The sequence below is a fragment of the Acinetobacter lwoffii genome (genome assembly GCF_022967985.1).
GTDB lineage: Bacteria > Pseudomonadota > Gammaproteobacteria > Pseudomonadales > Moraxellaceae > Acinetobacter.
The window spans coordinates 1-13316 of record NZ_JALJVC010000014.1 but is presented as its reverse complement, the minus strand read 5'-3'; the positions used below and the strand labels follow the sequence as shown (position 1 = coordinate 13316).

Genomic DNA, 13316 nt, shown 5'->3' with positions numbered 1-13316 from the left:
AAAACCTTAAACCATCGACTCAAATAAATATTTCCATCTGGACATAATATTATCAACAGCATACTTTTCAGATTTAAGAGTACATGCTTTAGATAATACTAGTCTTTTTTCAGCCATCTCAATCATATCAATTATTTTAAGAGATAATTCTTCAATATCTCCATTATTAGCAAGTAAACCGCAATCATTATTTTCTATAATATCAGAAGGACCGGTTTCACAATCAAATGCCACCATAGGTAAACCACATGCCAGACATTCTAACATCACTAAAGGAAGACCTTCATATCGTGATGGCAATACATAAAAAGAACTCTTCATTAGCTCATAAGAAACTTGTTGAGTGACACCACATAATTGTACAGTTTTTTTTAGATTTAACTCATTGATCAAACCATTAAGACTTTCTTCTAAAGAACCACTACCATAAATATCAAGCTTCCACATTGGATATAAATTAATTACTCGACTCCATGCTTTAATTAATAGATCAAAACCCTTTTCATACTCTAAACGACCTAAAGAAATCACTCTACGAGAATCAACATCATATTGATTAGGAAAAGTTTTTATAGAGGAAGGATTAGGAATAACCAATACATTCTCGTTAGTTTTCAACCACTCATCTTTTGACTTTTCAGTTAAAACAACTAAAGCATCTAATTTTTTTGTTTGTTTTACAATCTGTAATTCTCGTAATTTAGCTATGTACTGCCAAAAAAAACTATTACCTTTATTTGCTAATAAATTTCTTGTACGAATACCATTACTAAAGTGTGCTTCATAAATTTTTTTAGCAGGATGCTGAACTTTATATAAAAACTCTAGCTCTTTCCCCCCCATACTTATTAGAACATCTATTTTATTTTTTGATAAAAATAAATCTAAAAGATTTTTATATTCAATTAACTTCTTATATGTATATATTGTTTTTGATATAAAATTATTATTATAAATAATATTAAAAAATAATTTAAATTTATATACTTCAACCCCTTTATCCAATTGAAAAAAAGGTTCTTCTCCATCAGGCATATCAGTTGTAATAATATATATATTATATCTGCCACTTTTAGCCAAATAGTTAACCTTTTGAGTCAACACTCGTTCCATACCACCCGCTTTATGTAAGCTAGGAATAAAATATAATAAATTCATACAAACCTTAAGATCTTTTCTTATCAAATAAGTAATTGAGCAATAATAGAATCATCAGCATCCAAAAAACATTTTTCAGACCCCAAAAATAGTTAATTCTTGGGTAAAAAACAGACTGACCAACTAAATAAAAATATATTACAGAAAAATAAATACTATTAAGAGATTTTAATTTTGTCTTCTTGATTACCCAACCAAACGCAAAGAAAACAAAAATAACTCCCAACAAACCAAAAGATAAGTATGCCTCCCCAACCATACTTGTTCCTAAGCCATAATTAGCATTAGGTCCAAATGTAAGATAAGTAGGAAACAGACCTGAAGTCTTATAAACTTCTACTGGCAAAAGATCAATAAAAAAACCAGAAAAAGGAAAAACAGATAATAAAGTAGGTAGTTCATTTAAGAAAAATAGACTACCGAAGTTATCAACATAATCATATAAAATATATAAATTTCTATTCGTGCCTATTAAGTCCATAAATATATCAAAAGGTAAACCAGGCAGCGTGTCATTAGAGGATGAAAAAACTAACTTTTGATTTTCTCGAATTAACATTATTATATATAAAAAATTTGCACCTAGAAAACAAAAAAGTAGAGTTGTTTTAATTGTTATCTTTCTAACCTCTCTAGAATATACTGCTAATAACATAATAAAAAGATTTACAGCAAGCAACCTAGTTCCAGTACTCAGCATAAACATAGCTACAAAAACAATACTAATTAAAGCAACTTTCCTTAAAAAATAGTTTTTTGAATAATAAAATATAGAGGCTAATAGCATGCTAAATATAAAAATCAAAATTTGGGCATATCCAAAAGTATCATTTTTTTGTACACTTATTCCCAAATCACCAGAATATAAGGCTTTTGTTATATTATACCCCCCAAAAATTACAAATAAGAAAATTGAAAAATACAAAAGAAAAATAATAGAATAAATAGTATTAGAATTAATAATAAAATTTTTTCTTACTTTGTGAATATAAGTATAATTTTGATTGTATTGCGTAACACCAAAAACATAAAAGCAGTATGCTACCAAGGCAACAGCTGTTGCTTTATTAACAACATTTTGATTATATGGAAATATAAATGAACTTACATACGTATAATCTACAATATAAAAGACAGGATATATAAAATTACTAAATAAAAAAGCTATTGAAAATAGTATACCAAAACCAAATCCTTCTTTTACATCATTAATATATGTATTTAATAAAAAAACAATTAGAAAAATAATTAATAGAAACAAACAATATTTATAAGAGTACTGCTCAGGCGCAAATATATATATAAATAATGATAAAAAACAAAAAAACATATTAAATAATAAACTTACCATTATCTATACCCCTTAAAAGTCGAATATAGAATTAAAGCAAACCATCTAAAAGAAAAAAACAAATAAGCTAAAATAGAAAGTCTTTTATTCATTGTAAAAATCAGAAACTTCTCTTGAACACCACTATCAATTATAGTAACCTTGAAATCATTCCATATTTTTTTGAAAATCAACAAATCCCTACAGTCCCTTAATAAATCAAATTTTTTCTTACTAAAACCAATATTTAATGTATTTTTAAAATCACTTTTATCTTTAAAAAAAATATTTAAATTTTCACAAACTTCTATCAAGTTATTTAAATGAGACTCTTTAATCTGAGCAGTATATGAATTTGAATTCCAACGAATATAATTATATAAAGGCAATTCAACAGAAACTATTTTTGAAGAAAAATAAATAATTTGAGGAATTAACATATAATCCTCACCATAATTCACACCCTCTTTAAAAACTAAATTATTTTTCTTATAGACATCTAAACGGATTAATTTATTCCAAATAGAGGGAGGTATTTTAGCTGCTAATATATCATTCAAATATTGATCTTTATCTAAAAAACCATTTTTCACTTCAATACTTATTTTTTTAAACTCTAAGTAATAATTGCATAAAACAATATCTGCTTTTTCCTCTATAGCTTTATTTAACATTAACTCTACCGTATGAACATCAATATAATCATCACCATCAACTTGCAATAAATACTCACCCGTTGCATTTAAAATACCTGTGTTTCTAGTAGCCGCAATACCTTTATTAATCTCATGATGAATAATTTTAACTTGATTTTTTCGTTCTGGAAATTTTACCAATATTTTTTTTAATATTTCTAAAGAATTATCAGGTGTACAATCATCTACAAAAATATATTCAATATTTTCATAACTCTGCAAGAACAACGATGTGGCACATTTTTCTATAAAATCTGCTACATTGTACATTGGAACAAAAATAGACACTTTCATTGAATTTAAATCTTTCTTAAAAGGTGCTGAAAAAATATATTATGAAAGTTTAATATCATAATAAAAGATTATAGCTTATTTATAAACTATCTTCTTCATAATTGCTGTATAAAAAATAAATATTTCTTCAAAATATTAAAAAAATTTATTACTTAAATTTTAACTCCCGTGAAATTTAAAGAAGCACGAATTTTCATCTCATCATTTTTTTTTGGTTTGATATACTTATTATCATTATTTAACACTGAAATTATCAAATTAGCCTTTTCTTTATAATCATATTCATCATCAAACATTCTAAATTTTTTATCATAATCCACATTATCTAAAAAATCTTTACACTTTCTATGATACTCATTTAACATAAAGGGTGTTTCAGAAAAACAAGCAAAAATTGCGGCATGGAGACGTGTAGATATTATAAAATCGCAATCCGAAATTTCATTCCAAATTCTGCGTGTATCTCTTGTATAATATACAATCTCATAACTTAAAGGATTTACACTTTCAATGGTCTTTTTAGTTAATTCTAAATCACCAAAGACAGAATGACCATTAATTATAAAAAATTTAAAATGAACATTTTCGTTTTTATCAATGGTTTTTAATAATTCATTAATATTACTATTTCGCTTATTCTCTTGATTTAAATTATTTAAATTTGTAATACTTTCTACAGGGCAAACACTAACCCCTATAACTTTTTTTCCATTTATTTTATTTCTTTTCTCAGAAAAATCATAAATTTCTGGTAATAAAGCTGCTAAATCAAAAGCATTTACCACATTATAAGGTAAGTCTAAATTCTGCACATAATCAAATGAGGCTTGATCTCGAACCGCCAAAAAGTCTATATTTTTTAAATATTCAATTATAGCCTTTTCATCGTTAATTGATCTGAACGGCCCAATAGACACACCGATCCCCCCAATTTTTATTTTATTACTCCCTTTTATTTTACTTTCTACTGCTATACGCTTAATATCATTTTTTAATAATTCATGATGTAATGTAGATCCACCAGAGGAAATTAGATAGTTAGTTGAAGCTAATAAAAATCTATTCTGAAATCTATAAGTTTTAGGAATTGTTAACGGATACCCTCTTATTTTATTGGTAGTTATTGGCAGATTACTTTCTTTTGCTAAAAATATATTCTCATTCTTGTTCCAATACTTTTTAGCTCCCCATGAGGTAACTTCTATAAATGCATCATCACCTGCATTTAATTGCCCATAGTAACCTGTAAATAAAATATCTGAATTAAAAAATCTAATTTTCATATAATGTAACCTATTTCAATACTAAATTTTGGCAATTTTCTTTAAAATATTTAAAATATCTCCATCATACAATAAAGTAATTGTAAAATAAATTATATTAAAAAAAATTGAATAAAATATAAGATAAATTATATCACTACCTAAATACAAAAAATCATTATTCTTTAAAAAATACAATGATAAAAAAATTATGGTCCCAAATATCAAAAAATGAATAACTTTCTTTAATTGTGTAAAAAAATCAATACCGATAATTAACCCACTAAAGTAAATATTTATAAAATATGATATTAAAGAAAAAAACACTAATGAAAATACAAGCCCTAAAATTCCAAACTGAAACCCCACCACGATTAAAATCAAACCAATAATTTTTTTTAAAATTTCAATTTTTAAAAAAATATCACTTCTTCCTTTTACTTTTAAAATATTTAAGCTATAAGAACTTACAGGTCTAACTATTGACGCTATTGCTAAAATTTGAAAATAAGGCACAGCTGGTAACCATTTTTCCCCAAATAACAATCTAAAGCCTTCATTTGCGATTAGTATCAAAGTAAACATAATTGGCACAGTAATAAACATCATTATTTTTGCAGTAATATTATAAGCATATCTTAAATGTTCATCATTTTTTAAATTAGAAAAAAGTGGATATGTAACTTTTTCCACTACCATGCTAATTTGCTGCACTGGAAATAATCTCATTGTTTCAGCTTGATTAAAATAGCCTACTGATTGAGGCGAAAAAAACTTACCTATAATTATTCTATATAAATCATTAAAAATTACATCTATCAAGCTTGCCAATGTTAATTTATAACCAAACACAAAATGAAAACAAAAGCAATCTTTGCTAAAAACAAATGATAATTTCCATTTTACAAGCCATAAAATTAATATAGTAAAAACCGAAGCTTGTATCAAATTTAACCACACAAGACTCCATACACCATAACCTTGTAATGCCAAACTTATCCCGACTCCACCAGCAATAAGTGATGATGGAATCTGTAATTGCATTTGTAATTTAAAATTCAACTCTTTTGTTAATTTTGCAATATGTACACCTATTAAAGCCTTTATTATAAAAACAAGTGCAAAAATACGTATTAAATCTTCCAATATTTTTTGTTCATAAAATAATGCAACATAAGGTGCTCCAATATAAACTAAAATATAAACAAATAAACTTACTGATATATTAGTCCAAAAAACGGTTGAATAATCCAGTTCAGTTGGATTATTAGTACGAATTAAAGAACTTGTCATACCACTATCCATCAATGTTTGCCCTATTGAAATAAAAACCATCAACATAGCTATAAGACCAAACATTTCTGGCATCAAAATCCTAGCCAAAATCAACTGAACAGTAAAATTAATAATTTGCACACTAAATTGCTGCAAAAAATTCCATTTAAACCCATTTATAGCTTCTTTCTGAATACTCATTTATTTACACTTTAGCTTTTATAAAAGCTAACCAATTCAAAACTAATAAATTTAAAAATATCATTTAGTATCAAATATACTTAATTACGCCTGTAACATTTCGTCTAATTATTATAGTAAAATTATACTACCTTACTTATTAATATAAAACATGTTTAAGCTTACCCAAACTATGCATTTTTTTAAGTTCATCAATTCGATTTTGGTAGATGTCAAAAATAACGACGATACTTTTTTTCCCAAATTCTACTGCCAATGGTGAACCCACATAGCCTAAACCAATCCCCGCAATTTTTAAATCTGCAATAGATAGCATTTCAACGCCTTATTTATGTACTGTACTTATGAGGAGTGCAACTTTCGGCACGAATATTATCAGAAAACCATAAATTTTCTATTATGATTTGTACGGAAACAATTTAAACTACAAACTAATGTATGTTTTTTGTAAAAATTATGATTTCATTTATAATTTGTATGATCAATTCAGACTAATTTATCTTCTATTCAAAAAACAGCGATATGATTACAAATTGCTATGTATAGAACCTATAACTTAGGTAGAATAGCCTCAATTTAAAATGAATTTAAAAATTAATATTTGGGAAAACGTGTGCGACATTTTCAATTAATTCTTTTATTGGCCGGCGGTATTGCCACCACAGGATGTGCGGTCACCTCAGGTTTACAAACCTATGACTTACCTAGTGAAGGGGTTTATCAAACCGACCTAGGCACGGAAGTGAACATCATTAAACTCACCCAAGATTCTATTATGGCCGTTCAGCCTGCTATACAGAATATTCAACAAGAATATGCCCATCTTTTTAGTTCAAGACATCATAACTATAGTCTGAGTTCTGGTGATATTTTATCTATTTATTTATGGGCTTATCCAGAACTCACATCTCCAAGTAACATTAGTACAGATCAATCCGCCCAAGCAAATGGTTTTCAAATCGATTCAGAAGGTTATATTCATTTCCCAATTATTGGCCGTTATAAAGCCGCAGGAAAGTCACTGACCCAAGTCAACCGTGAATTACGCAGTCAGCTATCACGTTACCTAAAAAACCCGGATGTGATCGCGCGAGTACTATCTTATCAAGGTCAACGTTATTCAGTTCAAGGTAATGTTCTAAAAGGCGGTCAATTTTATTTGAGTGATCAACCCGTTAGTGTTTACACCGCTTTAGGTATGGCAGGGGGAGTAAGTGCAGAGCAAGGTGATAATGCCTCTATCACTTTAGTACGCCAGGGACGTTCATATAGCCTGAATACTGTAGAATTAGAAAAAGCTGGCCTCTCACTTCATAATCTGTTGATTCAGCCCAATGACACCTTATATGTGAATAATCGTGAAAATCAGAAAATTTATGTGATGGGGGAATCCGGCAAAAATCAGTCATTACCCATACGTGATCAAGGCATGAGTTTGAGTGATGTATTAGGAGAAAGCCTAGGCTTAAATCCACTTTCTGCCAGTCGGAGTAAAGTTTATATCGTTAGAAGTCAGCTGAATGCACTTCACACTGAAGTCTACCAGATGGACTTGACCAGCATTGCAGACTTTGGTCTCGCTAATCAGTTTAAAATGCGTAGCAACGATATTGTTTATGTGGATGCATCTGGTTTAGCACGCTGGCAACGTGTAGTGAATCAGATGATTCCATTCTCTAGTGTTCTTTATCAGCTAGATAACTTAGGTAAATAATGAAAATTAAAAATATCTTAGTAGTTTGTATTGGTAATATTTGCCGTAGCCCTATGGCCGAATACTTTTTAAAACAGGAATATCCACATTTAGAGATAGAATCTGCGGGTATTTCCGGTTTAGTGGGTCATGCAGCTGATGAAAAAGCCAGTTTATGTATGCAACGTTTTGGGATTGATATGAGTGCACATATTGCGAAAAAACTGGATGCTAAACTAATCAAAAAAGCCGACCTGGTTCTTGTGATGAGTCAAAATCAGCAAAAGCATATAGAACAGACTTGGCCTTTTGCTAAAGGTAAAACGTTTAGATTAGGTCATTGGCAAAGTAAAAATGTTGCCGATCCTTATCAGCATGATCAAGCATTCTTTGATGAGACCTGCCAGTTGATTCAGGCCTGTATTGCTGACTGGAAAAAATATATTTAAGTTTTTTAATATTTTCACTTTTTGATATTTAAATTATGAGCCAAACCGCCAACACCGAAGATACCATTGATTTAAAAGAATTATTTTTTTCTTTAATTGCACAATGGAAATTGATTGCACTGTGCATTATTTTAAGTCTGATTTGTGCCTTACTGTATTTAAGAACCACACCGGATACTTATGCAGTAGATGCCATGGTACAAGTCGAAGACAGTAAAGGTACTTCCGCTGCATTGTTAGGGGATTTATCTGGTATGATCGACCAAAAATCCCCCGCTCAGGCAGAAATTGAAATTCTGAAATCACGCTTGGTATTGGGCGAGGTCATCAACCATTTAAATTTAAATATTCGTGTATCTGGTACAGAAGATAGCTTCTGGAACCGGTTAATGGCCAACCATGAATATGCCACAGAGTATTCAGCAAAATCGGTACTGTTTAAAGATAATCAAAATAGTTTTGATATTCGCCAATTCGATATTCCCCAATATTTTCAAGATAAGAACTTAATTTTAAGTTTTGAGCCAGGCAAATACAGTCTAACGGATGAAGAAACTGAACAAGTAGTTTTTTCTGCTCCTTTAAATCAAGTAAGTCAATCCTCATCTAAATATGGTCTCTGGAAAGTAGGTATTTTTAGTCAAGACAGTTTCGATGCCGCTTATAATATACAAAAGCAAAGTTTACCTGCGGCGATGCAATCTTTAACCGCTAATTACTCAGTAGCCGAAAAAGGCAAGATGAGCGGTGTATTGGGTTTGAACTATCAAGGCAATGACAAACAACATATTACTGAAGTTCTGAATGCCATTCTGGCTGCTTATAGCCAGCAAAATATTGAACGTCGTTCAGCAGAGACTGCTCAAACACTTAAGTTTTTAGAAGATCAATTACCTGAACTAAAACAACAACTCGATGTTGCAGAGCGTGAATTCAACCGTTTCCGTCAGCAATATAATACTGTAGATGTGACTAAAGAATCGGAATTATACTTAACGCAGAGCATCACTTTAGAAACAAAAAAAGCAGAACTGGAACAGCTAGTTGCAGAAGCTTCAGCTAAATATACCGGCGAACATCCAATGATGCAGCAAATGAATGCGCAACTCAGTGCAATCAATCAAAAAATTGCTGAGCTAAATGGGACTTTAAAACGTTTACCTGAACTTCAACGTCAGTACTTACAATTTTTCCGTGAAGTCGAAGTGAAGCAACAATTGTATACAGGTTTGCTCAATTCGTATCAACAACTTCGAATTGCTAAAGCAGGTGAAATTGGTAATGTACGTATTGTCGATACTGCGGTTGAACCCATTGAACCAATTAAACCAAAGAAATTACAGATTCTGATTTTAGCAATTTTCCTTGGTGGTTTCTTAGGAACATTGCTGGCATTGTTACGTAATATGATGCGCTCAGGTATTAAAGATGCGGCTCAGATCGAAAATGAGTTGGATCTTCCTGTCTATGCCACTGTACCGCGATCCGTTATTCAAGAAAGTCGTATTAAATTATTAAAAAAGAAAAAGAATATTCCTATTCTTGCGGTTAAAGATAGTAGTGACATTGCAATTGAAAGCTTACGTAGTATGCGAACAGCGATTCATTTTGCCCTCATGAATGCCAATAATAATGTAATTGCTATTTCGGGCCCTGCTCCGGAAATTGGTAAATCGTTTATTACCACTAACTTGGCAACTATTTTAGCACAAGGCGGAAAACGAGTATTAGTGATTGATGGTGATATGCGTCGAGGTTATTTACATAAGTATTTCAATGCAGAGGTACAACCGGGTTTAGCAGAACTATTGAACCACCAAAATAGCTATGCAGATGTAGTACAAAACTCTACTGTAGAGAACCTGTTCTTTGTTACTCGAGGCAAAAGCCCAGTCAACCCTTCTGAACTTTTGAGTACAGATCAATTTAAAGCATTTTTAGATCAGGCATCAGCCTCTTTTGATCATATCTTGATTGATACTCCACCAGTCCTTGCCGTGACAGATGGTATTATTATTGCACAATACGCGGGCGTGAATTTATTGGTTGCACGTCATGGGAAAACCCAAATTAAAGAACTTGAAATTACTGTCAATCGTTTTGAACAAGCGAATGTAAAAGTTAATGGTGTTATTCTAAATGACGTACAAAAAGGCTCTGCTGGTAGTTATGGCTATAATTATGCCTATGCATATACAGCTTCCAAAGATGAGGATTAATATGAGTTTGATTTATATTAAGTAAATTTAATTTTCTGAAAATATCAAAATATTTTTCAGAAATAAGAGTGTTGATTAGGCTGTTTTTACAGAAAGTCACCTTTTTAAAATTTATTATAAATAAGGGTAAGTGAATATTATAGTACTTCAAACAGATTTGAAAATTTTCAATTTAAATCTGTTTGAAGTTTTTTATGTTTGCATGGGTAATAAATATATTGTATCTAGAGCCTGTCATCAATTAGCTTGAGAAAATCTAACCTGTCCTCATTATTTTTTCATGACTAAACGCTATGCATTAAGAGATGATCAGTGGGAGCAGATTAAGGATCTGTTACCTGGACGAGCGAGTACTGTTGGAGTAACTGCCAAAGATAACAGGCTATTTGTTGAAGCAGTATTGTATCGGTATCGTTCAGGTATTCCATGGCGAGACTTACCCGAACGCTTTGGGGATTTTAGAGTTGTGCACACTCGCTTTAGCCGTTGGGCTAAAGCAGGCGTATGGCAGAAAGTTTTTGAAGTGCTATCACATGAAAGTGATAATGAATATGCCATGCTAGACTCAACCATTGTGCGTGCTCATCAACACAGCGCCGGAAAAAAGAACAGGCAATCGGACGCAGTAAAGGTGGTTTAAGTACCAAAATTCATGCCCGTACTGATGCTTTAGGCAACCCAACAGGATTTTATCTCACTGCCGGGCAGACTCATGACTTAAATGGTGCTGATGTGCTGCTGGACTTATCGTTAAGTCAGACTTGGCTCATGGATAAAGCCTATAATTCTAAGGATCGGGTGATTGATCCAATCCATAAGATCAAGGGTCAGATCGTGATGCCATCCAAAAGTAACGCGATTGATCAGCGTGATTATGACCAACATCTTTATAAAGCAAGACATCTGATCGAGAACTTCTTCGCCAAGCTCAAGCAGTATCGAGGTATTGCTACGCGCTATGATAAATTGGCTCAAAACTTCCTGTCAGCAATCTACCTTGCTTCAATCATGATATGGCTTAATTGATGACACGCCCTAAGCCAACCTCAATATTCAGTAATAAAAAATCTATTAATATAGATATCTTTGGCTAATTAAGCTGGATTAATTTCTGACTTATCTTGATCCAATCTAAACAAAGAACTATTACTAAATATAAATAGCATTATCAAATTTTAATGTCAGGTATGGCCTCCTCCAAGAGTATCTATTGTATCTCTACAAAACTCAAATTTAAAATGATTAAATAGTATAACCTAAAGACACTCAAGACTATGAGTCTATATTCTAAGATTAATTAATGCTCTCATTTTTAATAATATTAGATAAAATTTAATATTGAAAGTTCCCTATCTCTTAATAAAACAATCATTTTCGACTCAAGAATAGTTACCTATACCAGTGATAGAACGAATTTATTTTTACTCATATTATTTTACCTCTTTTGTAAATAAAGAGGTATCCGTAATATTTTTTTTCGAAAATCGTGCAGCACCTACTTCTTGGTCAGGAGCATTAACTCCCTCTTGACTCAACATGACTTTAGCCGTTTTAAACATAATTTTAAAATCAAGCCACATATTATGATATTCAACATATTGCACATCTAATTCAAATTTTTCTTCCCAAGATAAATTATTGCGTCCACTTACCTGAGCAAGTCCTGTCATACCAGGTTTTACTTCATGTCGTCTCATTTGTTCTTCAGTATAATGTTGGAGAAACTCTTTCATTTGAGGCCGAGGTCCGACAATACTCATATCTCCTTTTAACACATTAATCAGCTGAGGCATTTCGTCTAAACTAGTAGAACGTAATTTTTTTCCAAATGAAGTGATGCGAAATTTATCAGGTAAAGGATTACCCTCTTTATCAATTGCATTCCTCATAGAGCGAAATTTAATCATTTTAAATAATTTACCATTTTTACCAGGTCGTTCTTGATAAAAGAAAATTGGAGAGCCCAAATTTTTTTGAACCTTATAAGCCACTATAATAAAAATTGGAAATAATATAATCAAAGCCATTAATGCAATAACTATATCAATTAATCGCTTAAATACATCTTCTTTATTTTCAAATAAATCAGCAAAGGAATAAAAATGTACTTGAGGTATTAAAGAATTTCTTAATATTAAATTATCTTTACAAATAAAATACCTAAATTTTTTTTTATTCATTTTATTTGATCGATCTTTTTCTGAAGAAAACTGTATTATTTTACTTCTATACTCCCTCTTATTTTCTGAATATTTTTTTAATAAAATATTATTTTTCTCATCAAACAAAGGCTTATATATTAAAATATTACTTTCTTCATTTTTTTTGATCTTATTTTTATCTTTTTTTAGATCCATTAATAAACACCTCGATATGTCTATTTTTTTTCAATCATATCAAGAGTGTTATTTTTTAAGTAGAGGTATATTTTAGATGAAGGCTATCAACCAAAAAATAATCTTATATTAATATTTTTTTTATTAATTTTTTTATTTAAATATTATCAATGAAAATTTATTTGATATTGCAATAAAATTCTTATAATTCTTTCAACGAAATAAGCCGTTTCGTAAATTATCTCCATTTAATAAGCCCTACTAGATCTTAATAATAAATATAGAAAAGTATTGTTAATCGAATAAAATATTAATTACAAAATACAATATAGCTCACACTAAAAAAAATGTGACAAAATGTAAGATAATTCTAGATATCGTGATAAAGAACACAAAGTTTACAT

General features: G+C 30.3%; 9 protein-coding genes and 2 pseudogenes. 4 read left to right on the top strand and 7 right to left on the bottom strand.

The features are described 5' to 3' along the window. Positions 1–6 precede the first annotated feature (6 nt). From MWG72_RS09510 to MWG72_RS09485, 6 genes and pseudogenes are all read right to left on the bottom strand, one after another. Positions 7–1158, bottom strand: coding sequence for a glycosyltransferase family 4 protein (locus MWG72_RS09510; RefSeq protein WP_005245414.1), 1152 nt, complete (start codon positions 1156–1158; stop codon positions 7–9). Positions 1159–1165: 7 nt separating this feature from the next. Further along, on the bottom strand, positions 1166–2509 hold the full coding sequence (locus MWG72_RS09505; protein WP_247143904.1) for an O-antigen polymerase: 1344 nt from the start codon (positions 2507–2509) through the stop codon (positions 1166–1168). Then, the gene (locus MWG72_RS09500) at positions 2509–3477 is read right to left on the bottom strand and encodes a glycosyltransferase family 2 protein (RefSeq protein ID WP_005245416.1); all 969 of its coding nucleotides are present in this window, start codon (positions 3475–3477) and stop codon (positions 2509–2511) included. The genes MWG72_RS09505 and MWG72_RS09500 overlap by 1 nt, the downstream gene beginning before the upstream one ends. 152 nt (positions 3478–3629) lie before the next feature. Then, complete coding sequence (locus MWG72_RS09495) at positions 3630–4760, bottom strand: polysaccharide pyruvyl transferase family protein (protein WP_247143903.1); 1131 nt, start codon at positions 4758–4760, stop codon at positions 3630–3632. A 21-nt stretch (positions 4761–4781) separates the two neighbouring features. After that, positions 4782–6215, bottom strand: a complete 1434-nt coding sequence (locus tag MWG72_RS09490; protein WP_034437960.1) for a lipopolysaccharide biosynthesis protein — start codon at positions 6213–6215, stop codon at positions 4782–4784. 166 nt (positions 6216–6381) lie between these two features. Further along, positions 6382–6531 (bottom strand): annotated as a pseudogene (locus MWG72_RS09485) (Vi polysaccharide biosynthesis UDP-N-acetylglucosamine C-6 dehydrogenase TviB); the annotation flags it as partial. Positions 6532–6828: 297 nt separating this feature from the next. On the opposite strand from MWG72_RS09485, the gene MWG72_RS09480 reads away from it, so the two are divergent. The 4 genes and pseudogenes from MWG72_RS09480 (at position 6829) to MWG72_RS09465 (ending at position 11602) form a co-directional block, all read left to right on the top strand. Further along, a complete protein-coding gene (locus MWG72_RS09480) occupies positions 6829–7929 on the top strand; it encodes a polysaccharide biosynthesis/export family protein (protein ID WP_005245421.1) in 1101 nt (366 codons plus the stop codon). Continuing rightward, the gene (locus MWG72_RS09475) at positions 7929–8357 is read left to right on the top strand and encodes a low molecular weight protein-tyrosine-phosphatase (protein WP_005245422.1); all 429 of its coding nucleotides are present in this window, start codon (positions 7929–7931) and stop codon (positions 8355–8357) included. Before MWG72_RS09480 ends, MWG72_RS09475 begins: the two co-directional genes overlap by 1 nt. Positions 8358–8392: 35 nt before the next feature. Continuing rightward, on the top strand, positions 8393–10576 hold the full coding sequence (locus MWG72_RS09470; RefSeq protein WP_005245424.1) for a polysaccharide biosynthesis tyrosine autokinase: 2184 nt from the start codon (positions 8393–8395) through the stop codon (positions 10574–10576). Positions 10577–10856: 280 nt separating this feature from the next. Beyond that, a pseudogene (locus MWG72_RS09465) lies at positions 10857–11602 on the top strand (IS5 family transposase). 404 nt (positions 11603–12006) lie between these two features. Here the strand turns inward: MWG72_RS09465 and MWG72_RS15540 are convergent. Then, positions 12007–12693 carry a sugar transferase gene (locus MWG72_RS15540; protein ID WP_228128798.1) on the bottom strand — a complete coding sequence of 229 codons (687 nt, stop codon included), beginning with the start codon at positions 12691–12693 and terminating at the stop codon, positions 12007–12009. Between the last annotated feature and the right edge of the window lie 623 nt (positions 12694–13316).